The organism is Aneurinibacillus migulanus, from assembly GCF_001274715.1.
Classification (GTDB): Bacteria; Bacillota; Bacilli; order Aneurinibacillales; family Aneurinibacillaceae; genus Aneurinibacillus; species Aneurinibacillus migulanus.
This window is the reverse complement of record NZ_LGUG01000004.1, coordinates 4,831,264-4,855,866: the sequence shown is the minus strand read 5'-3', so window position 1 is coordinate 4,855,866 and position 24,603 is coordinate 4,831,264. Positions and strand designations below refer to the sequence as shown.

Genomic DNA, 24,603 nt, shown 5'->3' with positions numbered 1-24,603 from the left:
TTTTCGGATATTGAACCGGAAAAGATGGCTGCTTACATTCTTATCTATGATAGGTCGCAAACGCGATAATGCCTTCATCGTCATCAAGTTCCAGTTCCAGGCTAGCTGCGAATGGATCGCGGTTCAGCTCATGTTGGAGCCAGAATCGAATCGCTTCAATCATATTAGCTTGGATGAGTATTTGTGACCGGCCATTTTCTGCAGCCGACGCAGAAAATCCATACTCTTCATCCCACATCAGCTCAATGCCGATGTCACTTGGATTGATTTGTTTCTTATCGGCAATGTACAGACATAACGCATTGACGATATCCTGTTCCGATAACTTTAGTTTTTCCATACATGAGATTCCTTTTCTTTTTGCTTCGTTTTATATGCAACATATAGTTTACGGATTACAGCGATAATGACGACAACGAATAGAACATTAATTAACAGACCGAGAAACGCGCCAAGACCACCCAGGTTGCCAAGCAATCCGCCGAGCATAAGACCAGCAAGACCACCGAACAGCAGACCTTTCATTAAGCCGCCGCTTTTAGACGGAGTAGCTGTGTTCTTAGTAGGTGCTGTATTCTTAGTAGGGCTATTTACGCCGGAATTAGAGTCCTTGGAGATATTAGAATTCTGGTTACTTCCAGGCTGGAAGTTTTTCGTGCCGGAATTATATGATTTTTTTCCTTTGGCATCCGCATGGTCTACATTTACAAAAGCACCTGCGCTAAATACTAATGCGACAGCCATAAACAGCATGAGAAACTTTTTCATGTTTTTTGTAAACCCCTCTCTAAAATCTTAATACGTATATTCTATACGGAATGGCTTTAAAAAGGTTTCAAAAATTTTTATAGGAAAAATGACGACATCCGAAAGTAAAAAACGTTCCGGATGCCATCGTTTACTTCATTTATTTCATGCTCCCGACATGAGGGAAATATTCTTTCCAGCGGCGGTCTACCTGTTCAACAATATCATCGCGTGGTACGAGTTCATCTGGATAGAATGGCTTCATGCGTGCGTCGATAACGATAGGACCGTCGAATTGAACTTTATTTTGTCTCAGGTTCGTTTTGGCATATACATCATGTGCCGGATCGAACCGGGTAAACGTAGTCCATAAGAAGGTTGTTTGATCTACAATATCGTCTGCATTATCTACTAGGAAGATAAGTGGCCAGTCTGCCAGCTGGCGTTGTGCATGCTCAATAAGCGTCGCAGCTAATTTCTCGTCTTCGGCAAAGCCTTTTCCTGAAATAACTAGACAACCACCGCAGTACGCTTTTACCTTGTCGATACCCGGCAGTGGCCCTCCATGATATTCGCGTGCAAGCTCGCGAATGGCTTCGCCAATGCCTAGCATAATAGCCTTACTGCCATGATTGAACTTACGTCCCGTGTAATCCAGTGTATCCATCGATGTATCATGCACGATGAGTAGATCACGTTGCGGATTGAAGCGTGCAAGGATCGTTTCAAGGAAACGTGGGAAATTAGAAAGATCACATGGTACGTCAGTCAGCATGAGGAATTTGGTCAGCGTTAACTGGCCCTCGCCCATGATGCGGAACGCATGTGCCATGGCTTCGCGATAGTAGCTTTCCCGTACGATGGCACCCGCAAGTGAGTGAAAGCCCGTTTCTCCGTACGTCCACAAGCTTTTAACGCCAGGCATTACCACCGGGAACATTGGGGATAGCAGGCGCTGCAAGTATTCTCCGATAAAATAATCCTCCTGGCGTGGCTTACCTACAACTGTTGCAGGGTAGATAGCGTCCTTGCGACGGTACATCTTTTGGATGTTGAATATCGGAAAATCATGCGTCCAGGAATAGTATCCATAGTGGTCACCGAACGGTCCTTCTGGATGTCGTACATGCGGCGGTACTTCGCCACAGAATGCAAATTCTGCTTGGGCAATCAGTTTGTGTGCATGGTTGCCGATTTGTGTAACGTCCAGCTTATCTCCCATCAGAAACGATGTGAAAATTAATTCTGGCAGCATTTCAGGCAGCGGTGCGATAGCTGAAATGGTCAATGCCGGAGGGCCGCCAAGAAATACGGTTACAGGCAACGCCTGGTTGCGAAGCTCCGCTTCGTGATGGTGAAATCCGCCACCTTTTTGAATCTGCCAGTGCATGCCTGTACGATTTTTCTCTTGCACTTGCATCCGATACATTCCCAGATTGTGTTCTTTAGTCTCCGGGTGTTCCGTATAGACAAGCGGAAGAGTGAAGAATGGACCCCCGTCGAGCTGCCACCCGGTTAGTACGGGGAGTTTATGCAAATCAACATCGTCTTCCTGTAGTTCCAGCACAGGTGCTTTGCCATTTCCTACGTTGCGGAGTCCGGTTTTCGCTACATCGAGCAGAGGCGCACGGTATTGCCACAATGTACCGAGCTTGGGCGGGAGCAATTGATCCATCGCGCCAACAAGCTGATTGACCAGGTTCTCCGGACGGGGGCCAAAAGCCAATTCTACTCGCCGCTCGGTACCAAACAGATTTGTAATAACCGGGAAAGAGCTGCCTTTCGGATTGGTAAATAGAAGGGCCGGTCCCCCTTCATCGATAACGCGGCGGTGAATTTCTGGAAGCTCCAGGTTCGGGTCAACGGGCGCGTCGATTACGGCGAGGTCTTGTTCTTTTCGTAACGTTTCGATAAAAGTTCGCAAATTGCTATGCATATAATGCGTTCTCCTTGCCTCATAATATTCTCCATTGCTATTGTACATGGTTTGTTCATTTTCGTCATGCATTTGCCGTTACGAACCGATAAAACACATATGGTATGATTAAACTAAAGAACAATATCGGATGGAGAGGAGAATATATGACGTATAAATTAGCTGCTATTGATATAGATGGCACATTGTTAAACGACGAATATAAAATTACTGAAGAGAACAAAAAAGCGTTGCGTGCGGTGGAAGAAGAGGGCGTCCGCATCGTGCTATGCTCAGGGCGCGCTCCCCTCAGCGTAACACCGTTGCTTGAGGAAATTGGTATCGACGGATATTTCATCTGCCATAACGGTGCCGTTACCTCTCACTCCAAAACGAAAGAGATTTTAAATGAAGCGGGATTTTCCATCCATTCATTAAAGAATGTTTTGAGTTATTGCCGTAAAGAAAACATTCATACGGACTTTTGTACTGCGCTTGATATGTATACGGAGAGTTTGGACAGGGAAGATGTGCGGGCCATGTATGCTAAGTATCTGGCAGAACCAAAACTTGTGGAAGATGCACTTAGTGTAGAAGACAAGCTTGTAAAATTTACGCTGTTCGGTACAGACGACCAGTTAAACAAAGCATATGAGGAACTTGCGGCGATGAATCTTCCAGTACGAACGCTGCGCAGCGGACCTTCCTATATTGATATTATTGACCGGGCTACATCCAAAGGTGCCGCGTTGAGCAATTTGGCAAGCTACTTGAAAGTTCCACTGAGTGAAACGATTGCAATCGGCAATTACTACAACGATCTGGATATGATTACGATGGCGGGCATGGGTGTAGCAGTCGGAAATGCGCCGCAGGATGTCAAGCAGCAGGCTGACATGGTAGTTGCATCCAATAATGAAAGTGGAGTAGCGGAGGCATTAGAGTGTCTTGTCCTGCGGAATAAACAAAGAGCGTGAATGGAAATGCCACGATCCGTTATTCACGGGCCGTGGCATTTTCGCTTATACCTGTTCGACGGAATCAAGGATTTTCAAGTGGGTTGCCATGTATTGACTATCCGTATATAAACGAAATCCTTGATTTTCGACATAGTCGAGTGTGAATGCTTCTGGATACATTTCCGTAATGTATGTATCCAGGCAGTATATGATACCATCCTCCTGAATGCAATTAAACGAGGAGCTAGGGATATCTCCCTGAATAAGGGAGAAGCGCATCGTAAATCCGCAACCGCCTTCCAGAATACCGAGAATGGACAGACGCTGTGGTGTTTTCAGTTTTGTCGCTGCTTCTTTGCGTGCGGCTGGTGTAATTCGTAGCATAGCGTGTTTCCTCTCTTTCCTTTTGTAAGCAAAGAAAAATCGCGAGGCATTGCCAAACCTCAGGAGTTTTTCTTACTATTGTACCTGTTTCTACAGTGGAATAGAACATTTTCGCTTGCAATTCCTAGACAAATACTATACGTTGTTTCTATGAAGAACAGACGCTGGCACTGCTCAATCTGTTCTATATATAAGTCAAGGAGATGAACGCCATGCGCGCAGAAGCAGTTAAGTCCAGTACAACATTTACCGATCCGATTGAAAAACACTTTTATGATATTATTCATTTGATCGGCGAGGACCCGGAACGTGAAGGGTTGAAGGAGACGCCGAAGCGTATCGCCAAGATGTACCGGGAGATCTTTAGCGGTCTGAATGAAGACCCAGCAGAGGTTCTTGGAAAAACATTCCCAGCTGAAGGCACGAACGATATCGTTATCGTTCAAGATATTCCATTCCATAGTGTATGCGAACATCATTTTGTTCCTTTCTTTGGAAAGGTGCATATTGGATATATTCCAAACGGCCGGATTGTCGGATTAAGCAAATTTGCCCGCCTCGTGGAAATCCTGGCGCGTCGTCCACAGGTTCAGGAGCGAATCACGAACCAAATTGTGGATACGATCGAGCAGGTGATTGAGCCGATTGGAGTTATTGCCGTTATCGAAGCCGAGCACATGTGCATGAGCATGCGTGGCGTAAGAAAACCGGGCAGTAAGACGAGAACGATTGCACGCCGTGGGATTTTTGATAAAGACAACGGTGTTCAAGAGCAGAGATTCTTCCGTTTACTAGAAAAAGAATAAGACGTCTACAAGAAAAAGGGGGGATTTATCTCTCCCTTTTTCTTATGTGTTACGCTTTCCTTTAAAGTGCATAATGGAATGGATGTGAAAGAGGGAAAGAGGTTTATCAGAAACCGAAAAAAATAGTCCTGCTTTTGTGAAAAGAAGCACGATTTCTTTGCTTTTGGTTTGCTGTACGGCCGGAATACGGTATAATAGGCAAAATAACATTGTACATATATTGTGGAGGCTAGAAAGAGATGGTGGCACAACAAGTAAAAACAATATTCCAGGAAAAATATCGGGGAGTCGGCCGCATGCTGATTGCATGTCCGGATCGTCCAGGAATTGTTGCGTCCGTATCAAAATTTTTATTCGAAAACGGCGCAAATATTATGCAATCCGACCAATATACACAGGATCCGGAAGGCGGCATGTTTTTCATGCGGATCGAATTCTTCAAGGAAGGCATAGAAGATAGCATTGATGAATTACGTCGGGCGTTTGCTTCGGTTGCAGACGAATTCGAGATGAATTGGAAGATTACCCTTGCAAGTCGACCAAAAAAAATGGTGATTTTTGTATCCAAAGAAGATCACTGCCTGCGTGAGTTGCTGTGGAATTGGCAAGCGGGTGATTTAAATGCAGAGATTACAATGGTTATCAGTAATCATGAAGATTCGCGGGACCTGGTGGAATCGCTTGGCATTCCGTTCTATCACCTGCCGGTAACAGCGGAGACGAAGGCAGAAGTAGAGCGGAAGCAACGCGAGTTAATGGAAGGAAATGTAGATTTCATTGTGCTGGCACGTTATATGCAGATTCTATCGCCGTATCTGGTAGAACATTACCGTAACCGTGTAATTAATATTCATCATTCCTTTTTGCCGGCATTTATCGGCGGTAAGCCGTATGATCAGGCCCATAAACGCGGAGTGAAAATTATTGGTGCAACCGCTCACTATGTTACCGAGGAGCTTGATGCTGGGCCTATTATTGAGCAGGATGTGAGTCGTGTCAGCCATCGAGATAATGTAGGAGAACTGAAAAAAGAAGGTCGTCATATCGAACGAATTGTGCTTGCCCGGGCAGTAAAATGGCACATTGAAGATCGTATTCTCGTCGATAAAAATAAAACAGTTGTATTCACATAGACCATAGGCGCACATATACAATTAAAAGAACCTGTCAAACACCACAATCTTTTGAGGGGGGAGTTGACAGGTTCTTTTTTATTGAATAAGAAAGCGATATCTATTTTCTTCTGAAACTATGCTGAACAGTAAGATTTGCTTACAGAAAAGCACGAATAAGACTTACTGAGTAATCTTTTATTTGGTACGCACAAACAACCGGTTCATCCGTGCTTTCAGTTCAATAGGAGAGAACGGCTTCACGATATAATCATCCACACCGCTATCGAGTGCCTGGGCCACCTCTTCTTCGCCGCTGCGGCCCGTCAACATAATGATTGGTGTTTTGGCGAAGCGGGGCTGTTTGCGAAGGGCCTGGCACGTCTCCAGTCCATTCATCTGTAGCATGAAGCCATCAAGAATAAACATATCTGGCGTCATATTGTCCACCAGCTCCAGCACCTCGTAACCATCCTGGGCGAAATACAGCTCCCAGCCCGTATCTTCTAATTGATGCTGCAAAATGGAATGAACGACTATATCATCATCGGCGATTAGCACTTTTTTGTGCCTCGCTTCTTCGCCCGCTGCTTCCACTTCCGAAGCGAGGCAGAGGCGGTTACGGCCGTTGAATTTGGCAAGATACAGCGCTTGATCAGCATGCTGGATAAGTTTCGGGATATCTTCGCCTTCATTGCCTAGCTGGGCAATGCCTCCGCTAAACGTCTGGAAAATCCGGGCATCCTCACATTGAATCTCATGACGACCGAATTCTTCTCGTACACGGTTCAAGGTGTCGCGCGCTTGTTCAGCAGTTGTCCCTGGCATGACAACGATAAACTCTTCGCCGCCATAGCGTGTAATAATATCGGAATCCCGCAGCTTAGCTTGCAGGAACGATGCAAAGCTTTTGAGTACAGCATCACCGCACGGGTGACCGTACGTATCGTTTACCCATTTGAAATAGTCCAAATCCATAATCGCAAGTGCAATGTCCTGCGGTTTGCGGGCATGGGCGACAAATAGCTCCTGCAACCGCTCGATAAGATAGCGACGATTATAAAGACCGGTTAGCGAATCCTTCATAGAGAGGGAACGGTATTTCTCTACCCGGGAGATTAATGTTTTAATACGTAACATCAGCTCTTCAAATTGGAATGGCTTGGTAAGGTATTCATCCGCACCGAGTTGGAATCCTTTATATTTGTCTTCAATATTAGATTTTGCCGTCAGGAATAATACTGGGGTAAACTGTCGCTGTGCATCGCTACGGATACGCTGCATTACACTGAAACCGTTTAGCTCCGGCATCATTACGTCTAGTATGATACAGTCCGGCTGCTTATTCAGCATCTCTTCCAAACCGCTTCGTGCATCAGAAAGCACCTCTACATCAAAGCCTGCTAGAGAGAGTATCTGGTAGATGGAAGCAAGCAATACCTCATCATCATCGATAATAAGGATGCGCTTTGGTTTTTCGTCCTCCTTGTTGAACGCCTGTAGCTCCTGAATAATGTCCTCACTTACGAAAGCGCGCTCCGTAGAACGGAGTTGGTCCATCGCTTCGTGTATAAGCGTATATAAAGGTGAAACCATATAATTCGGAAGGGTGCAATTCGTACTATCAGTAAACATTAGCAGCCCTGTTTCCGCTATATGGCTAAGTGGATGGTATCCGAGTGTTCCTGCCGTCCCTTTTAAACTATGAAGGATCTGATAGATCTCTTGACGCCATGTCATATTCATCTGCAGTCGTTCTGTTTGGGTCAACCGGGCGCTTACTTCGGAAAGTTGCGCATAGTATTTCTTACGGAAAATTTGCTCGATCGACTCTTTTGCCATACGCTCTCACTCGCCTTTTTCTTCCTTTTCTTTTTCCTCCGGAATAAAAACATGCCCTTCCTGATTTGTTTGCTGCAACAGGTTCCAAACAGTGGAAGTGAGCTTTTCAGCCGGATATGGTTTAATGAGATAGTCAGAAATACCGTATCCATATCCTTTTTCTTTTTCTTCTAATGCACTGGAAATTACAACAGGAATAGAATGCAGCTTTTCAGTGCGTTTCATTTCTTTAAGAATTTCCCAGCCGTCTTTTCCCTCGCCGAGCATAATATCGAGAATGAGGAGAAGAGGCGGAATTTGTTCAATGCTTTGTAGTGCTTTTTCGCCGTTCGAAACACTCTTTATTTCAATGCCTCTGCGCAGCAAAGAATTGCCCAGCTCTTCGCTTAAATATGTGCGTAAGCTTTCATCGTCTTCTACAATAAGAATATGGCCGATGAACTCCTGATTCTCTTGTGGCTGTGATGGAGGGAGGGAACACAGACGGCTTTTAGGTTCGGAAAGCGGAGCTTCACCAATGGATGTAGGGATGGACACGGTAAAGGTACTGCCTTCGCCAAGCTTGGAATGCACATGAATAAGTCCGTTATGTGCTTTTACGATTTCGGCACAAATAGCAAGCCCCAGGCCGGTACCGCCGATTTTTCTCCGATCTGAATTGTCAACACGATAGAATTTCTCAAACAGGCGAGGAATAGCCTCCTCAGGAATACCCAGGCCTTCATCTTGTATATGCAGACATACATCCTGTGGACGTGTGGCGCATGCATCGACCGTTACGGTTATGGTGCCGCCTCCCGGAGAATATTTAATGGCGTTACTGAGCAGATTGGTAATTACTTGTTGAATTTTCTCACAGTCCGCCATGATTACGTCCTTCTCGGTCATCTGCTGGAATACGATGTGATGTGAAGAAGTCTGCTGTAGTTGAATTACATCCTGTACGATATTTCCTAGGCGAATCGATTTCTTAATATATTCCTGCTTACCTGACTCCATTCGTTGAACATCAAGGAAGTCATTAATAAGATTGGTTAGTCGGCGCGCTTCCTTATAAATTGTATTGAGGTAGCGCATTTGTTTGTCTGGCGTGATTTTTCTTTGCAGCATGATTTCAACGAAACCGAGGATACTGGACAACGGTGTCCGCAGTTCATGGCTCACTGTACTGACGAATTCTGACTTCATCTGGTCTACTTCATACTCACGCGTAATATCGCGTGTTACAATAATCCACCCTAGCGTATCGCCGTGTTCACTTGCTACACGTTGGTGATACATTTTCATTACCCGATACGAAGGCTCTACCATTTCGAAAGTTAGCTCTTCTGTTTCATCTAATTCTCCAGCCAGAGCACGATAATAGAAGGAGAATACATCATCCGGATATTTCAGCCGTTGTCGAATTTTCGTATTAAGAGAGTTTGGAGAAATATGGGCAATATCTTCCGGTTTTTCTAGACCGTACATTTCACACCAAGCGTGGTTAACTGCAAGCATTTCTCCGGATGTTCCGATTAAAGCAATGCCTTCAAGTGCGGAATCCAAAATTGCTTGATTGATAGAATAAGCGCGCTGCGTTTTACTGTAGGAAACTGCATTTTCGATGGCGAGCGAAATTTGACGTGCCAGAGCCTGTGTTTCATCAATATTGGCCGGTGAGAATGCTATCCCGGAAAGCCGGGTCAAGATTAAAATCGCCATAACGTCATCTTCCCGGTTCAGCAGCGGAATATATAAATCATGAACCGGATACGCATCATGGTGAGCCTGCTCTTCGGCTAGTGCAGGCCGTTCCAGTGTATGAACGGATTTCTCCTGGATTGCACGTCTGCTCATGCCGCTGTACAGGTGATTTAGCAACTTATCGATTTGTTCTGTCGACAAGCCGCAGCTAGCGATGCGCCCTTCAATTTTTTCATCAAGAATAATCGCTGCTCCCGTATGCGAGTGTGTCAGAAGCAATAGGCTGTCTAGAGCCTTGGATAGCATATTGCCAACCTCGATATCAGTGGTAAGCGAGATGCTGAGCTGATTGCGCCGCATCAACATGTTTTCTTTTTCCGTCAGTTTTTCTATCGCTTCTTCTAGTTCCAGCTGTTGGGCGTACAGTTCCTCTTGATGAGCAGTTAACTCCTGGTTTTGCGATAGCAAATCCGTTTCTTTCTCTTCAATGTCTTTAATCATCTGGTTAAATGCCTGGGCAAGCTGGCCAAGTTCATCGTTTCGGTCTAGCAAGGTTACCGGCTCATACTCCCCTTCGGATAAACGTTGAGCGGAATTCGTCAGCTTGTGCAGCGGTTGTCCGATTTCACGACCGAACCGAGTTGTAACCCAGAAGGAGAGACCAACAATGAAGAGAAGGACAGTTAGGAATCCGCCGAGCGAATATATAATGAAGTTTTTGTGAACTACTTGTGCGTAGCTTAATTCTTGAGTATGCTCTTCCATCTGAACTTCAAGTCGGCTGCGAATGCTGTTTACGAATTTGGTGATCCCATCGCCGTTTGCCAACTGACTAATGGCCTGGTAGTTAACAGCTTTGGCAAGCTTGATTCCGTGCGGCACATATTCATCATTGTATATATGGATATCATGTTCAATCTCCTTGATAAAAGTCCGTTCTTTTTCTGTAAGAGGAAGGTTGCTGTATGTTTTAAGCCGCTTGAAAGTTTCTTCTTTACGTGCATCGATAGAAGCAAGAAATGCTTCATTACGGATGGCCATAAATCCGCGAAGTTCTGATACTTCCCCTTCAAACGCATGCTGAAGGAGGCGCAGCTGGTTTCGCTTCTCCAGAAGCACAGACATTTCATCGCTATAATTATTCAGTTCCCGCAAATTGAATGTCCAAAGGATAGCAGATAGGACAAGAATGACAATGAGGGGTATAAGTAAAAGAAGGCGAAGGCGGTTAACGATGCTCGTTTTCATTGATGTTTCCCTCAAGAATATCCTGAATAAAAGTTAGTAGCTGCATAGGGCTAAAGGGTTTTGAAAAGAAGTGATTAACGCCTGCATTGATCGCATTCTCCCGATCTTCAGCCTGCGTTTTGGCCGTCAGCATAACAATCGGGGTATTGATTTTACCCGCCTGGCGCACAAGCTGACAAACTTCTAGCCCGGTCTTGCCTGGCATCATAAGATCAAGCAAAATTAAGTCATAATCATTCTCCATGATTTTCTCATATGCCTCAATGCCATCTTGTGCTTCATCCAGGTCGTAATCCTCAATTTCCAATGTCTCCACGATGAGCATGCGGAGTACATCCTCATCATCCGCGATTAAGATTCTAGGAGCCATATTACCCACATCTTTCGTTGTAAATTTATAGAGATAAAAACCTCTACCCTACACAATAATATGAAAAAGTGCTTTTTACCATACAATATAGGAAAATGCAATTAAAAATGAAAAGCAGAAATAAAAAAGTACGGGTCGCTTGGACCGTACCTTTACTATTTCTGTTAGTTTAATTGTATAACAGAGATGATGAGAGTAGCTACGCCAAAGGCTGGGACATGTTGTCAGGCTCATCTAGCGGAAGAGCCGCTCCATTCGGTTCAAGCTTTGCATGGCAGAAGGGACAAACATAGTCTTTGCCACTCTCTCCACTAAAAAAATGATCTTCGCATGTGTAGCATAATAAATGAAGCATTAAACGATTCCCCCTTTATGCAGTACTTTATTTAAGCATAATGTATTCTTACCTCAAGAAAGGGACTGTGAAACGTTAAGGAAAAATGTGCGTTTGTCAGTACAGGTGTTCCAATACAGATAGTAATGCTCCTGTTAAGTCGGTTATGACCGAAGCGAATATGTGCCTAATGTTTTATAAATGGGTCCTTTAGGTGTAAGCGTAGAGTGGAACAGAACAATTTGACTTACATGCCAGCTTGTAGGATAGACATCTGGCAGTCGAACCGATTCAGGGTCTCCTTCCATACGGGGTTCTCTTCCTAATGTAATGTGTGGAGAATATGCCCGCTCCTCTTTATAGAGTTCTCCTTTTGTTAATTGTTTGGCCAATGTCTGCTGCAATGAGCCTAAATCCTTGAGATGCCCACCGACTCCCGCCCAGATAACACGCGGCCGTTTCAAATTCGGAAATGCACCCACGTTTGTAAGAGTTAATGAGAAAGGAGAGAAAGAAGCAGCGACATCTTCCATCTCCTGTTTTACGAGTTCCGCTTGTTGCAAGGAGAGGTCGCCGAGAAAATGTAGAGTCAGATGCATTTGCGATTGTGTTTGCCATTTACGGCAGGAAAGCGTTTTTTTTAGTTCTTGTTGCAAGCGCACAAGCTCACGTTTTGCTTCTTCGTTAAGTTCGATGGCAGTAAACAGCCTCATGAAAAGCCCTCCTTCTTTTTTTAAAGCATGAAATGTTATTAGCAATAGTATAATGAGCTGCCCCTTTCCGCATCCGTACATAATGACAGAAGCAGGAATTTCCTCTATAATGTCGAATGAGTTACATACAGTCGGGTAAAAACAAAACCTGGGTTCTGAAGTATCACTACTTTTCTAAATGGGGTGAATTCATGAGCAAACGAGTATTAATCGTAACAGGAGATGCTGTGGAAGCGCTGGAAGTATTTTATCCGTATTACCGTTGTCTTGAAGAAGGATTCGATGTGACCATCGCATCTCCTTCAGTAAAAAAGCTCCAAACTGTTAGCCATGATTTCGTGGAAGGAATGGAAACGTATGTAGAGAAGCCGGCATACGGGTTGGATTCGCACGTGGCGTTTGCTGATGTAGACCCTGCACAGTATGACGGGTTGATTATTCCGGGCGGCCGCGCACCAGAGTACATCCGTCTTGATGAAAGTCTGCCTGCAATTGTACGCCACTTTTTTGAAGCGAATAAGCCTGTGGGCGCAATTTGCCATGCTGCACAAGTTTTGTCGGTGGTGCCGGATATAATGAAAGGCAGAGAATATACGGCATATTCAGCATGCAAGCCAGATGTGGTAGTTTGCGGTGCAACATACATTGAAGAAACGCTACATACACATCAGAATCTAATATCCGGACATGCATGGCCAGATTTACCTGGTTTTATGCGCGAATTTATTAGAATGCTGCGGTAAAAGAAAAGAGTACGGGCGCCGTCCTTTTGGAGGCGCCTTGTTTTTCCATAGATAGGAGAGAGAACAGGTGGGAGATAAGTCACTGAGGGAATTTCTCAGTACAGTGCCGCTGTTTGCGCCTTTGTCCGAACTGGAGCGGGATGCCATCGCTGGCGTAATGTCACATAGAAAAGCCAAAAAGCGTGAAATTTTGTTTTACGAAGGTGATTTATGTACGGCGATTTTTTTGCTGGAGTGCGGTATGGTGAAAGTATACAAAACAACAGAAGACGGCCGCGAGCAAATTGTTAATGTGTTGCATGAAGGAGACCTTTTTCCTCATATCGGTATGTTTGGAGGTAGTCCGTATCCGGCAACGGCTGAAGCAATGGAAGAGTCTTCGCTTTATTCGATTAACGTTCAGGAATTGACGATGCTGCTGCAAGGGAACTCGGCGTTATGCATTCGTCTGCTGCAAATACTGGAGGGGAAAATTCGAGATTTACAGCGACGTCTTTCGGATGTGCTCAGCAAGGACATGAAAGAGAAAATTATGAACACGCTTTCTTCGCTAGCCAGGTCCAGAGGTATAGAGGAAGCAGATGGTTATTTACTTCCGATGGAATTAACTCATCAGGATTTGGCCAATATGGTAGGTACAACCCGGGAGACAGTCAGCAGAATTGTCAGTCAGTTGAAACGAGAAGGACATATCGAATTCGATTCGCATCGTATTTGGATACGACGCCTATAGCAGTTGATTGGCACAAGAGAAGTATAGGAAGGGGCGGTTTACATGGAAAAAACGAATAAAAAAACAAAGCATAAATGGATAATCATCCCGGTGGGCTTTCTGCTCTGGAGCCTTGTCTATACGTTGCTTACGTTTTACCAACAACCCGGTCCGAGGCCGTATACAAATACATGGAATGAGGGAAGAATGCAAGTGAATTTGCCATCTGTTGCTCCGATTTCGACCCAAGTAGAATAACAAAACTCATTTATATAGGTATAGCCTGTCTTGTCACCGAATATATTCAGTGCTAGAAGGTGGTGACAGGACACATGGATGCCTCGTTTTGGGTCGGTTTTATCAATATCATTATTATTGATGTCGTATTGAGTGGTGATAATGCGGTGGTCATTGGAATGGCGAGCCGTAAATTGCCGCCGGAACAGAGAAGAAAAGCTGTTATATATGGAACGGCGGGAGCAATCGGATTGCGCATTGTATTGACGGCGATGGCTACCTGGGTGCTGCTCATTCCTTATCTAAAAGCGATAGGCGGCATTGTGCTAGCCTGGATTGCTCTTAAGCTTTTGCTTGGTGAGGGGGAAGAAGCCTCAGATATTAAAGCCGGTCCTACACTGTTTGCGGCGATACAGACCATTATTGTGGCTGATTTCGTTATGAGTTTGGACAATGTGCTGGCCGTAGGTGGCGCAGCGCATGGAGATTTCGCCTTGCTGCTGTTCGGGTTGGGGCTTAGCATTCCGTTGTTAATGGCTGGAAGCAATGCTGTAGCTGCATTGATGGACCGTCTGCCCATTCTTATCTATATCGGGGCAGGTATCTTGAGTTATACAGCTGGAGCGATGGTTATATCGGAGGAAGCTGTGCAGCAGCATATCGCGCCCGAATATTACTATCTTGATTGGCTGTTTCCGATCTTATTGACATCGTTTGTACTTGCATTGGGTATTTGGCGACGCAAGCGTATATATCCTTCTGCTTTTTGAGTTTGCGTATGCTTCCAACATTTACTTTGTTTCTGATTGTATGCAACCTCAGAAGTGGTGACATTCTATAAGTACATCACTTAAGGAGGTGAAACAACATGGCACAAAACAACACTGGAAACCGTAACCAATTGCTTGTACCTCAAGCTAATCGTGCATTGGACCAAATGAAGTATGAAATTGCTACTGAGTTCGGTGTACAACTGGGAGCAGACACTACTGCTCGTCAGAACGGTTCTGTTGGTGGAGAAATCACGAAGCGCCTGGTTCAAATGGCTGAACAACAGCTTGGTGGCCGCGCGTAACCCAACTTTAATATCTGGATAACAGAAGTCGGCGATATTCGCCGGCTTCTTCTTTGTGTGAAGATTATGGCAAATTCACGAACAGAAAATAATTAATTTAAATTAAAGCAGGAATATTACAAAAAAGATAGAATAATTAGTTTATAGTAAACGTTTTCAAAATAAGGGCAAACGTTTACCGATCTTGTAAAAAGCAAATGAAAGTTGGAGGAGATGGAGAATGACCGAATTGCAGTTGCATGCACCCGAGTACTACAACATGGTAAACGACATCGAACGTTATGCTCAGGATCAGGACAAGCTGGCTCTGCTATGGGAGAATGAAGAAGGGGAGACGAAGCAGTTTACGTACGCTCAACTGAGTAAAGCATCTAACCAGTTAGCGAACGGACTTAAAGAGCTTGGTATTCAAAAGGGCGATAAAATTATGATTATCCTGCCGCGCATTGAGCAGGCATATATCAGCTACATGGCCGCTTTGAAAATAGGAGCTATTGTGCTTCCTGGCTCTGAGATGCTTATGCCGAAAGACATTCTGTACCGAGCTACCCATGCTGGCATTAAAGCGGTAATTTCCTACCATGATTTAGTGAGCCGAATTGATGAAGTACGTCCAGATTGCCGTACAATGGAAACATTTATCGTGTATGGAAGCGATAAAGAAGGCTGGCTTTCTTTTGATAAGGTAATGGATGGGCAGAGTGAAGAATTTGAAGTCGAGAATACACGCGCTGACGATATCGCGTTCTTAAACTATACATCAGGCACAACCGGAAATCCAAAAGGCGTAATCCATACCCATAGTTGGGCTTATGCCCATCAAGCAGTAGCTGCTAAGCTATGGCTAGATGTGCGGGAAGGTGACGTCGTATGGGCGACGGCAGGGCCAGGTTGGGCCAAGTGGAACTGGAGTCCATTTATTTCTGTACTTGGTTCGGGTGCCACTGGACTTGTGTATCTAGGCAAGTTCGATCCAAAAAAGTACTTATCATTGCTGGAAAAGTACCATGTTAACGTGCTGTGCTGCACACCGACTGAATATCGGATTATGGCGAAAGCAGAGGGACTTGATCAGTATAAGTTAGAACATCTTCGTAGCACAGTGAGTGCGGGTGAGCCGCTTAACCGTGAAGTTATTGATACATTTAAGAAATATTATGGCGTAACCGTGCGTGATGGTTACGGGCAGACCGAGAATACGTTGCTTATTGGAACGCTGAGCGGCATGGAAGTAAAGCCGGGTTCGATGGGTAAACCGACCCCAGGCAATCGCATTGCTATTATTGATGAAGAAGGAATTCCAGTAGAGCAGGGCCAAGTGGGTGATATTGCGGTACATCGCAGCGTTCCCGCGTTGTTCAAGGGCTACTTGAATGATCCGGAACGTACCGCAGCTGCATTCCGAGGAGAATGGTATCTAACAGGTGATCAGGCCAAGGAAGATGAGGACGGATACTATTTCTTCGAAGGACGTTCAGATGATATCATTATTAGCTCTGGCTATACGATTGGGCCGTTTGAGGTAGAAGATGCGCTGGTAAAACATTCGGCCGTGAAAGAGTGTGCAGTTGTCGCAAGTCCGGATCCGGTACGCGGCAGCATCGTAAAAGCATTTGTCATTCTTCGGGATAAGAATGCGGCTTCTGAAGCGTTAGTGAAAGAGCTGCAAGAACATGTGAAGAACATTACTGCCCCCTACAAATATCCGCGCGAAATTGAATTTGTAGAGGACCTGCCGAAGACAACATCGGGCAAAATCCGCCGTGTCGAGTTACGCCAAGCCGAAAAGTCACGTAAAGCTACGCAAGCATAAAGTAGAACAAAAAGACTTTGGGCAAACCTGAGGTCTTTTTGTTTTCGTGCGGTTTTTTTGTGCTTGTTATCGGATAGGTGACTATTTCTATATCGATACAGGAAGCAAGCGCTCATTCAGAAGAAAGAACAGTTGACGGAAAAATAAAAACATGCATTATAGATATTTTTTTGAATTTGTTTGAAAATATAAAATAGAGAATACATATTGTGTGGAGTAAGGAGGGAAAATCATGGCAGATAAACGTTGCTCGTTGCAGGAAGCGATACAGATGATTCAGAATGATGACATGATTACATTCAGTGGCTTTGTTATTTGGCGTCGTCCAATGGCTGCTATTTATGAAATGCTGCGCCAGGGGAAAAAAGGATTACATCTGGTAGAGGTTAACTCGGGTACACATGCGGAGCTTCTGATAGGAGCTGGTGCAGTCTCTATATGGGAGTCTTGCTGGATTGGTCATGAATTGTATGGGAAGGTACCGCATTGTTTGGACCGAAAAATGAGAGAGCGCTCAGTCATAGTGGAAGATTACAGCCATCAACATATGCTATACCGGATGGCTGCAGGTGCGATGGGTATTCCGTATTTGCCGACGTGGGCATCCCGGGGTACGGATATTTTAAATCCGGAGTATGACATGTTAGAAAAATCGGGATTACGTAACGGTGCAAACGAGCGGATTCCAGCGAAGAAGTTCGATTTTGCTCAAGACCCTTTTTATAATGAGGGTGAGATTATACATGTGCCTGCGGTGCGCCCTCGTGTATGCATCGTACACGCTCAACAAGTAGGAGAAGAGGGGACTATTCGTATTACTGGACAGACATACTCGGATGAGCAGGCGATTAAAGCGTCAGAGCTGGTTATTGTATTGGCGGAAGAAATCGTACCGGAGTCCTACCTGAGGGAGGAGCCGGAGCGCAATCTAATTCCTGGTTATCTGGTAGATGCGATCGTCGAGCTTCCATGGGGAGCGCATCCGACCGGCGCATACGGCTATTATGATGTAGATGGTCCGTTCATCCGGGAATTTGCTGCAGCCTCCAAGACTGATGAAGGATTTGCTACCTGGGCGGACGAATGGGTATATGGTGTAAAAGACCATGAAGAATATTTGAACAAATTAGGTGTATCCAGGCTGGAGAAGCTGCGGGCGAATTCATATCGAAAATATAGCACAAAAGTGAAACGGGGGACGCGATAAGATGGCAGATAAACAATACGCAAAGCCCGGAGAATATTCAATAGTGGATATGCTGGCGGTAGCATCAGCTCGTGAGGTGAAGGATGAAGAAGTCGTATTTGCCGGCACCGGATTACCAATGCTTGCGATTATGCTGGCACAGCAGCTCAGCGCACCGAACTCCAAACTTATATATGAAGCAGGCACGATTGATTCTAAAGGTGACTCGCTTCCATCTTCCGTAGGAGATCCGCGTTGCGTCACGAAGGCGTCTGTCGCGTCTGGACTGTTCGATGTCTTTAATCAACTACAACGTGGGAAAGTGGATTTGGCCTATTTGGGTGGGGCGGAAATTGATAAGTATGGCAATGTGAATACAACTGTTATAGGCGATTACCTTACTCCCTCCATGAGATTTCCCGGTAGCGGTGGAAATCCCGATATTAATTCACTTGCGCGGCGTACAGTATTTATTATGGTACAGGAAAAGCGCCGGTTCAAAGAGCAGGTAGATTATATTACTTCTCCAGGCTGGATGGTAAAGAAATGGCCGGAAGGTACATTGGTACATCGCCGAGAAGCGTATGGAAAGAAGTTTCTAGGAGGACCTAGCGCCGTTATTACGAATATGGCAGTATTTCGTTTCAATGAAGAAATAGGAACAATGTATGTTGATACGCTTCATCCTGGTGTGACACGTGAACAATTACAGGAAAATACCGGCTTTACACTTGACTTTTCGCATTGCAAGGGAGAGACGGAGCCGCCTACATACGAAGAACTTCGTATTTTGCGCGACGTAGTCGATCCGGAAGGAATCTTCTTGCCTCCTATAAAATAAAAGAACAAAGCAGGAATATTTAGCATTCCTGCTTTGTTCTTTGTTGCTTGCGAAGGTAGTTATATGGTAAAGCGGGCTTCTTCTTTTCCGTTTACGCGAACGAGGATCGTCTGTACATTGCTCTCATCAACAACGATTGTTCGGGTTTGTTTAAATCCTGAAGTAGAGGAACTGCTGTCGAGCTTCACTTGATCCACATCAATTTTTAACTGCTGTCCAGATCGGGTAATGACAATAATCTGTCCGTTGTATCCGGCACCAGGCAAGCTATAGGTGAATGTAATATAAAGCTTGCCATTCTTATAATACGCATCTTGAATCGTAGTCAACTCTGTTCCGGAACGTACCCCGATGTCTTTATAAGGTACAAGCTGACTGAAACGGTAGATGACGGAGGCTGCTTCCGCACGGGTAAGTGTCGCCCGTGGATCGAATTTGCCGTTATCACGTCCGCTAATTAAATTAATTTTATCCGCGATAACAACGTCGTCCCGATAACTAGGGGTAATGCTACCAGCATCTTTGAATGGAATATGCTTTACATTAACGATAGAAGATAAGTCCTGTTTATAAAGGTAACGATACGCATTGACCAGATAATGGGCCATTTCTTGTCGGGTGATTTTTCGCTCACCGGAGAATGTTCCGCGATCGTCAATGATACCCGCTTTACGGAGGCGAACCAGGTCGTCAGCATAATAATCAGACGCGCTTATGTCAGAAAAGTACTTTTTTGCTTCTTGTGCCGTACCCTGTGCTTTTAAATCGCTTTTAAGCACGTTGGCAAGCATGACTGTAAACTGACCCCGGGTAAGGGAGCGTTCGGGCGCGAATGTATTCTTATCAATGCCGTTCACAATTCCCTGGCGGGCTAGCGAGAGAATTTGCGCTTCTGCCCAATGATTGTCTATATCGGAGAAAGGAGCGGCAGCAGCGGCGGAATGCCCCCCAAGCAGCAGACCGCCGGCGACTAGCGGGCTTACGGCTAGTGCCATCCAATGTTTTTTCAATTTAGTCACGTCTCCTATATGTAAAATGTAGTTTTATTAATAGTTTTTACTCATTTTTTGCAGAAAAGTTGCTTTCGTTTCCTGTATGCGGGAAAGAGGATACGCTCATACTACCTGTGGGAAGGTGAGCGGATATGAACGGCTGGCTGATTTTTCTTGGCAGTATAGTAATCATAGTGACAATCATCTGGTTTACATCCGTACGCATCCAAATCGAGTATAAACGTGCGTCGGAGAATGACCGGATTGACGTGGAAGTTTCCGCATACAAACGTTTAATTAAGTATCGGTTTACAGTTAATTTACTACAAATAGAAAGTCTATCTAGGGGCGTGCAAGTATCGAAAGAGGCGGAAGCCGGACAGGCGATGGAAACGAAGAGAAAGAAAAAGATGTGGATTACGCCACGAACTATACAGCGTTACCAAAGAAAATACGCACAGTTGCTACACAATGTGCGTGATTTACACCATATCTTTCGGCAGACTTTGAAATGTGTGCATGGAGAAGTGATTGAGTGGAGAACAAATGTCGGGCTTGGCGAAGCGTCTGCAACCGGAGCAGCCATTGGCGCGGTATGGTTTGCTAAAAGCTTGCTAATTGCCTTGCTGGCGCATTATATTTCTTTGCATACCCGGCCGAGGTTATATGTTTTTCCAGAGTTTCAGCGCGAGGTGTTAGACATGCATTTGCTCTGCATACTCCGTCTGAGGATGGGACATGCTATCATTGCAGTCATTCGAATTGCTGTGCATTATTTCCGTAAAGGACGTGAACAGATATGGGAGAACACCCGATTCAAGGCTTAATGCAAACTGCAATGGAAAATATTAAAGAAATGGTGGATGTAAATACAATCATCGGGGACCCGGTAGAAACACCCGATGGAAGCGTAATCATCCCTGTCTCCAAGGTTGGCTTCGGCTTTGCTGCCGGAGGAAGCGAATTTGAGACATACCAGGAAACGGATCATCGTCACGAAAGACGTGAGGGAGATTTGGCCCGACAGCATACAAATGGAAATGGCGCGCTTAAAGGTGATTTACCATTTGGCGGCGGGAGTGGTGGTGGAATTTCAATTACTCCGATAGCTTTCCTTATTGTTGGCAAACATGGCGTACGCTCTATCTCGCTACAGGGACAATCCCACTTGTATGAACGGATGATGGATTTAGCTCCAGCTGTAGTTGAGAAAATTCAATCCATGATTCGGGGTGGCGGTGAGAAAAAGGATTGTAAGGATCGAAAACCTGGTGAGGAAATTATCGATGAGCTTCATTAAAACGAAAAAGAGCACGCAACGGTGCTCTTTTTCGTGTGTCAAAAATGAGATAAGGAAAAACTAGCTTTTGGCAATAACGATAAGCAGATCGCCTGTCTCGATCGCGTCGCCAGCTTTTACATGAATTTCTTTGACTATGCCGTTGAATGGAGCCTGCATTGTTGTTTCCATCTTCATTGCCTCTGTCACAAGCACGTGCTCGCCTTTCTTCACTTTGTCGCCCTGCTGGACCATTACTTTCAGCACTTTACCCGGCATGGACGCACCGATTTGGCCGGCTTCAGATAGATCGGCTTTTGGTCGTTGGAGTGTTGTTACTTTGGCTGACACATCGCGTATATTAATCTCGCGCGGCTGGCCATTCAATTCATAGTAAATCGTCCGAATGCCGTCTGGTCTCGTTTCTCCAATGGAAACAAGCTTCACCATAAGCGTCTTCCCTTGCTCGATATCGATTGCGATTTCTTCGCCTAGGCGCAGACCATAGAAGAAGGTTGGCGTATCGAGAACGGACACATCGCCGAATTCTTTCTGGCGTGCTTGCATATCCAGAAATACTTGAGGATACATGACATACGACATGATATCGCAATCTGTCACATCACGTTCCAGTTTTTCTTTAAGCATGGCTTTGATTTCATCAAAGTCTGCGGACGGTAACAATTCACCTGGTCGGGTCGTAAAGTAGTCGCGTCCCTTGAGAATGATGCGCTGCAAATCTTCCGGAAATCCGCCGTGCGGCTGACCCAGGTATCCCTGGAAGAATGTGATAACCGATTCAGGAAAATCGATGGTTTCACCACGTTCGTATACATCTTTTTCTGTTAAATTGTTTTGCACCATAAATAGTGCCATATCTCCTACCACTTTTGAGGATGGCGTCACTTTCACGATATCGCCGAACATGTGGTTCACAGTTGTATACATTTCTTTCACTTCGCCCCAGCGATCGCCGAGTCCGACAGCTTTTGCCTGCTGCTCCAGATTTGTATACTGTCCACCTGGCATCTCGTGCTTGTATACCTCCGCATTACTCGATTTCATATCGGTTTCAAAGCCGATGTAATATTTCCGGATGTCTTCCCAATAATCAGCCAGTTCCTGGTACTTCCCGTAATCTAAGCCAGTCGCGCGCTTGTCGTGCTCGAGTGCATAAGCAAGTGCGTTTAGGCTTGGCTGTGAAGTGAGGCCGGACATGGAGCTAAGCGCTGTATCGACGATATCCACCCCGGCTTCTGCAGCTTTCAGAAGCATTGCGCCTGCATTTCCGCTTGTATCATGTGTGTGTAGGTGAATCGGAATGCTAATTTCTTGTTTCAGCGCTTTCACCAGTTCGTATGCGGCATACGGTTTCAGGAGACCAGCCATATCCTTGATCGCAAGAATGTGTGCACCGGCTTTTTCCAACTCTTTAGCCAAGGTCACGTAGTATTTTAGATTATACTTCTCCCGACTCTGATCGAGAATATCACCGGTATAGCAAATCGCTGCCTCAGCGATTTTACCTGATTCTCGTACGCTTTCGATGGCAAGGCGCATACCGTCCACCCAGTTCAGGCTATCGAAAATTCGAAATACGTCGATACCCTCTTTAGCGGATGTTTCAATGAATTTCTTAATGACGTTATCCGGATAATTCGTATAACCGACGGCGTTGGCACCGCGGAAGAGCATCTGGAACAGCAGGTTCGGAACTTTCTCACGTAGCTTGCGCAGGCGCTCCCATGGGTCTTCATTCAGAAAGCGCATGCTGGTATCAAATGTAGCTCCGCCCCACATCTCAAGCGAGAACAGATCGGGTGCAAGTTTAGCTGTAGCTTCCGCTACTTGCAGCAGGTCATGCGTGCGCACACGGGTAGCGAACAGCGATTGGTGTGCGTCACGGAATGTCGTATCGGTGACCAGAAGCTTTTTCTGTTGCTGTATCCATTTCACCAGGCCGTCAGGTCCCTGCTCATCGAGAATTTGTTTCGTACCGTTCGGATATTCCTGTTTATAGGAAGTCTCCGGGATGCGTGGCGTTCCGAACAATGGCTTCTTGTCTGTTTTAGCTAGACCAGGATGGCCATTGACGATGGTTTGACCGATATACGTTAAGAGCTTCGTACCGCGATCTTTGCGGATTGGAAACTCGAATAGTTCCGGTTTCGAATCAATAAAAGAAGTATTATAATTGCCGCTCAAAAAGTCCGGGTGCTGCATCACATTCTCAAGGAACGGAATATTTGTTTTGACTCCACGAATCCGGAATTCCTTCAGTGTGCGCAGCATTTTTTTCGCCGCTCGCTCAAACGTTAAAGCGTGTGTGGACACTTTAACGAGCAATGAATCATAGTGCGGGGTAATCATAGCGCCATGAGCCCCTATACCTGCATCAAGACGCACGCCAAATCCACTGGCAGAACGGTATGCAAGGAGGCGTCCGGTATCCGGTATGAATCCTTTCTCTGGATCTTCCGTCGTAACACGCGATTGAATGGCAAATCCACGCATTTGCACGCTTGATTGAGACGGGATTCCGATTTCCGCGTCCTCAAGAGCATATCCTTCTGCAATGCGGATTTGCGATTGGACGATATCGATCCCCGTCACCATCTCGGTAATCGTATGCTCCACTTGAATTCGTGGATTGACTTCGATAAAATAAAATTTCCCATCCGGTGCAACGAGGAATTCGACTGTACCGGCATTTATATAATTGGATGCTCTGGTCAGGCGTAGCGCTGCATTGCAAATATCTTCGCGTTGCCGCTCGTTCAGCGACAAGCTTGGTGCCACTTCAACGACTTTCTGATGGCGACGTTGAATCGAACAATCGCGCTCAAACAGATGAACGACATGTCCATGTTGATCAGCTAATACCTGCACCTCGATGTGCTTCGGATTTTCAAGATATTTTTCCAGATACACTGCGGCATTGCCAAATGCAGATTTTGCTTCGGAACGGGCACGGTCAAGCGCGTCCTGTAGCTCGTTTTGCTTACGTACGATGCGCATGCCACGGCCGCCGCCGCCTGACGCGGCTTTAATAATAATCGGGTAGCCGTTTTCTTTCACGAAGCGCAGCGCTTCTTCGAGCGTGCGCACCGGCTCTGGAGTTCCGGGGATTACCGGGATATCAGCTTCGATCGCCATTTGACGGGCAGTGACTTTGTCGCCAAACTTGGCGATATGCTCGGATTTTGGACCGATAAACACAATTCCTTCTTCTTCGCATCGGGCGGCGAATTGTTCGTTCTCCGACAGGAAGCCGTAGCCGGGATGAATGGCATCGACGTCATGCCGTTTGGCCACTTCAATGATGCTTTCGATGTCCAAATACGCTTCGATCGGACCCTTGCCTTCTCCGATGAGATAGGCTTCATCAGCTTTGAAACGGTGCAAGGCTACATTGTCTTGCTCAGAATACACTGCAACGGTGCGAATACTAAGCTCTGTGCAGGCGCGGAAAATCCGGATGGCAATCTCGCCACGGTTTGCCACCAGAATTTTCTTGAATCTTTTAGTCTGGGCCATTCAGAATCTCCCTCTCCTATTAATTTTTGTCTCTCAAACTAAAACAATATGTAAAATTTGAGAACTATATTT

At 45.5% G+C, this 24,603-nt stretch carries 24 protein-coding genes; 13 read left to right on the top strand and 11 right to left on the bottom strand.

Translation table 11 applies throughout. The annotated features are described in order from the left end of the window. Positions 1-40: 40 nt before the first annotated feature. The 3 genes from AF333_RS25260 to AF333_RS25250 all read right to left on the bottom strand — a co-directional run bounded on the left by AF333_RS25260 (position 41) and on the right by AF333_RS25250 (position 2,683). Positions 41-340 (bottom strand): YxcD family protein, encoded by a 300-nt coding sequence (locus AF333_RS25260; RefSeq protein WP_043068168.1) that lies wholly within the window; start codon positions 338-340, stop codon positions 41-43. After that, positions 328-768: a hypothetical protein gene (locus AF333_RS25255; RefSeq protein WP_043068167.1), complete on the bottom strand. Its 441-nt coding sequence runs from the start codon at positions 766-768 to the stop codon at positions 328-330. The genes AF333_RS25260 and AF333_RS25255 overlap by 13 nt, the downstream gene beginning before the upstream one ends. 139 nt (positions 769-907) lie before the next feature. Then, positions 908-2,683, bottom strand: a complete 1,776-nt coding sequence (locus tag AF333_RS25250; RefSeq protein WP_043068166.1) for a UbiD family decarboxylase — start codon at positions 2,681-2,683, stop codon at positions 908-910. 104 nt (positions 2,684-2,787) lie between these two features. Between AF333_RS25250 and AF333_RS25245 the strand changes: the two genes are divergently transcribed. Next, positions 2,788-3,639, top strand: coding sequence for a Cof-type HAD-IIB family hydrolase (locus AF333_RS25245; RefSeq protein ID WP_080787934.1), 852 nt, complete (start codon positions 2,788-2,790; stop codon positions 3,637-3,639). Between the two features lie 45 nt (positions 3,640-3,684). Here AF333_RS25245 and AF333_RS25240 read toward each other — a convergent pair whose 3' ends face one another. Continuing rightward, on the bottom strand, positions 3,685-4,005 hold the full coding sequence (locus tag AF333_RS25240; RefSeq protein WP_043068164.1) for a hypothetical protein: 321 nt from the start codon (positions 4,003-4,005) through the stop codon (positions 3,685-3,687). A gap of 212 nt (positions 4,006-4,217) precedes the next feature. Here AF333_RS25240 and folE point away from each other — a divergent pair, with 212 nt between their 5' ends. Both folE and purU read left to right on the top strand, forming a co-directional pair. Beyond that, positions 4,218-4,811, top strand: coding sequence for a GTP cyclohydrolase I FolE (gene folE, locus AF333_RS25235; RefSeq protein ID WP_173585742.1), 594 nt, complete (start codon positions 4,218-4,220; stop codon positions 4,809-4,811). 239 nt (positions 4,812-5,050) lie between these two features. Next, positions 5,051-5,944, top strand: a complete 894-nt coding sequence (purU, locus tag AF333_RS25230; RefSeq protein WP_043068162.1) for a formyltetrahydrofolate deformylase — start codon at positions 5,051-5,053, stop codon at positions 5,942-5,944. Positions 5,945-6,121: 177 nt separating this feature from the next. On the opposite strand, the gene AF333_RS25225 is transcribed toward purU, so the two are convergent. The 5 genes from AF333_RS25225 to thpR form a co-directional block, all read right to left on the bottom strand. Beyond that, positions 6,122-7,765, bottom strand: coding sequence for a response regulator (locus AF333_RS25225; protein WP_043068161.1), 1,644 nt, complete (start codon positions 7,763-7,765; stop codon positions 6,122-6,124). Positions 7,766-7,771: 6 nt separating this feature from the next. After that, positions 7,772-10,699, bottom strand: a complete 2,928-nt coding sequence (locus tag AF333_RS25220; RefSeq protein WP_043068160.1) for an ATP-binding protein — start codon at positions 10,697-10,699, stop codon at positions 7,772-7,774. Then, on the bottom strand, positions 10,680-11,069 hold the full coding sequence (locus AF333_RS25215; RefSeq protein WP_043068159.1) for a response regulator transcription factor: 390 nt from the start codon (positions 11,067-11,069) through the stop codon (positions 10,680-10,682). Before AF333_RS25215 ends, AF333_RS25220 begins: the two co-directional genes overlap by 20 nt. Positions 11,070-11,268: 199 nt before the next feature. Beyond that, positions 11,269-11,424 (bottom strand): hypothetical protein, encoded by a 156-nt coding sequence (locus AF333_RS33960; protein WP_158502515.1) that lies wholly within the window; start codon positions 11,422-11,424, stop codon positions 11,269-11,271. 143 nt (positions 11,425-11,567) lie between these two features. Next, positions 11,568-12,116: an RNA 2',3'-cyclic phosphodiesterase gene (thpR, locus tag AF333_RS25210; RefSeq protein WP_043068158.1), complete on the bottom strand. Its 549-nt coding sequence runs from the start codon at positions 12,114-12,116 to the stop codon at positions 11,568-11,570. Between the two features lie 191 nt (positions 12,117-12,307). Between thpR and AF333_RS25205 the strand changes: the two genes are divergently transcribed. The 8 genes from AF333_RS25205 (at position 12,308) to AF333_RS25170 (ending at position 18,723) form a co-directional block, all read left to right on the top strand. Then, a complete protein-coding gene (locus tag AF333_RS25205) occupies positions 12,308-12,859 on the top strand; it encodes a DJ-1/PfpI family protein (protein ID WP_043068157.1) in 552 nt (183 codons plus the stop codon). A 67-nt stretch (positions 12,860-12,926) separates the two neighbouring features. Continuing rightward, the gene (locus tag AF333_RS25200; RefSeq protein ID WP_052812348.1) at positions 12,927-13,592 is read left to right on the top strand and encodes a Crp/Fnr family transcriptional regulator; all 666 of its coding nucleotides are present in this window, start codon (positions 12,927-12,929) and stop codon (positions 13,590-13,592) included. A gap of 42 nt (positions 13,593-13,634) precedes the next feature. Next, on the top strand, positions 13,635-13,829 hold the full coding sequence (locus tag AF333_RS25195; protein WP_043068156.1) for a hypothetical protein: 195 nt from the start codon (positions 13,635-13,637) through the stop codon (positions 13,827-13,829). A gap of 74 nt (positions 13,830-13,903) precedes the next feature. After that, positions 13,904-14,578, top strand: coding sequence for a TerC family protein (locus AF333_RS25190; RefSeq protein ID WP_043068155.1), 675 nt, complete (start codon positions 13,904-13,906; stop codon positions 14,576-14,578). A gap of 98 nt (positions 14,579-14,676) precedes the next feature. Then, positions 14,677-14,883 carry an alpha/beta-type small acid-soluble spore protein gene (locus AF333_RS25185; protein WP_043068154.1) on the top strand — a complete coding sequence of 69 codons (207 nt, stop codon included), beginning with the start codon at positions 14,677-14,679 and terminating at the stop codon, positions 14,881-14,883. A 220-nt stretch (positions 14,884-15,103) separates the two neighbouring features. Next, positions 15,104-16,696: an acyl-CoA synthetase MbcS gene (gene mbcS, locus AF333_RS25180; protein WP_043068153.1), complete on the top strand. Its 1,593-nt coding sequence runs from the start codon at positions 15,104-15,106 to the stop codon at positions 16,694-16,696. A gap of 232 nt (positions 16,697-16,928) precedes the next feature. Continuing rightward, positions 16,929-17,903: a CoA transferase subunit A gene (locus AF333_RS25175; protein ID WP_043068152.1), complete on the top strand. Its 975-nt coding sequence runs from the start codon at positions 16,929-16,931 to the stop codon at positions 17,901-17,903. Position 17,904: 1 nt separating this feature from the next. Continuing rightward, on the top strand, positions 17,905-18,723 hold the full coding sequence (locus AF333_RS25170; RefSeq protein WP_043068151.1) for a CoA-transferase subunit beta: 819 nt from the start codon (positions 17,905-17,907) through the stop codon (positions 18,721-18,723). A 59-nt stretch (positions 18,724-18,782) separates the two neighbouring features. Here AF333_RS25170 and AF333_RS25165 read toward each other — a convergent pair whose 3' ends face one another. Continuing rightward, the gene (locus AF333_RS25165) at positions 18,783-19,733 is read right to left on the bottom strand and encodes an S-layer homology domain-containing protein (RefSeq protein ID WP_043068150.1); all 951 of its coding nucleotides are present in this window, start codon (positions 19,731-19,733) and stop codon (positions 18,783-18,785) included. A 134-nt stretch (positions 19,734-19,867) separates the two neighbouring features. Between AF333_RS25165 and AF333_RS25160 the strand changes: the two genes are divergently transcribed. Next, entirely contained in the window at positions 19,868-20,542 is a 675-nt protein-coding gene (locus AF333_RS25160) for a DUF2953 domain-containing protein (RefSeq protein WP_043068149.1), read from the top strand. Further along, positions 20,515-21,015, top strand: a complete 501-nt coding sequence (gene ytfJ, locus AF333_RS25155) for a GerW family sporulation protein (RefSeq protein WP_043068148.1) — start codon at positions 20,515-20,517, stop codon at positions 21,013-21,015. Before AF333_RS25160 ends, ytfJ begins: the two co-directional genes overlap by 28 nt. Positions 21,016-21,075: 60 nt before the next feature. Here ytfJ and pyc read toward each other — a convergent pair whose 3' ends face one another. Then, the gene (gene pyc / locus AF333_RS25150) at positions 21,076-24,531 is read right to left on the bottom strand and encodes a pyruvate carboxylase (protein WP_043068147.1); all 3,456 of its coding nucleotides are present in this window, start codon (positions 24,529-24,531) and stop codon (positions 21,076-21,078) included. Between the last annotated feature and the right edge of the window lie 72 nt (positions 24,532-24,603).